The 853-nt window shown below is 51.2% G+C and carries 1 protein-coding gene; it reads right to left on the bottom strand.

Going from position 1 to position 853, the window contains the following annotated elements; translation table 11 throughout:
• The coding region (tssI, locus tag AAC854_RS22750) for a type VI secretion system tip protein TssI/VgrG (RefSeq protein ID WP_340619077.1) at positions 1 to 853 on the bottom strand (853 nt) is incomplete at both ends.

The raw sequence follows: 853 nt of genomic DNA, 5'->3' as shown, positions 1-853 counted from the left end.
CCAGTGAAAATGCACTTTTATCGCGCCGTCTTTGTTGACGAAGATTTCTTCCCCTTCCGGCCCGACAACGGTCGCACTTTCATCACCGTCTGCCTGTGGCTTGTAATGAAATGGGGGGCGCCAGTCGGCATAACCATCAATAAAGCTGAAATCGTTACTCAGTGTCGTGCCTTCGCCGCCATTGTCTCCCAGTGCCTGCGGGCAGCGGCCATGATGGCTTATCCCGACAATCTGCCAGCGGGTATTGAGCGGAGCATGAGGATGATTGTCGATTTCGAAGATTTTACCCGGCATCAGTTTGATACAGTTACTGTTGCCGCTGCCACTTTGCGTCTGGTTTTTCAGCACTTCGTGCCGATATTTCACAAACGGTTTGCCTTCGGCCTCCCGCTGAAAACGGCCATAACTTTCGTAAATGGTATACGGTGTCAGCGTTCCCATCGCCTGATATTCTGGGCTGCTCTCCAGTTGATACACCTGAGAAAGTGGCCTGTCAGGATTGTAATCGCGGTGAATACTGCGTTTCGGAGCCATGCCGACACCCAGACGTACCTGATAAATCACGTCCTGCCCGTGAGCCGTATCCGGTTGTGGCTGGTATTGCAACGGCAGATTAGCCGTCATTCCCAAATGGCTGTCACTGAAAAACAGTGTTTCATCCTCAAACCAGAAACTAATGCCTTCTTCCGCGGCCAGCCGACAGAAAAATGCATAATCGGATTCCCGTTTCTGGGTAGTGTACTCCCGGTTCTGATGCGTATCTTCCAGTTGGGAATCAGCCTGAACATGGTGTTTTTTCAGCAACAGGTTCATGATATCCGGCACACTCTGGCGATGGTAAATATGGCTGTCC

This window comes from Xenorhabdus entomophaga, from assembly GCF_037996725.1.
GTDB lineage: Bacteria > Pseudomonadota > Gammaproteobacteria > Enterobacterales > Enterobacteriaceae > Xenorhabdus > Xenorhabdus khoisanae.
The sequence above is the reverse complement of the archived record's forward strand: the minus strand, read 5'-3'. Positions and strand labels throughout refer to the sequence as shown.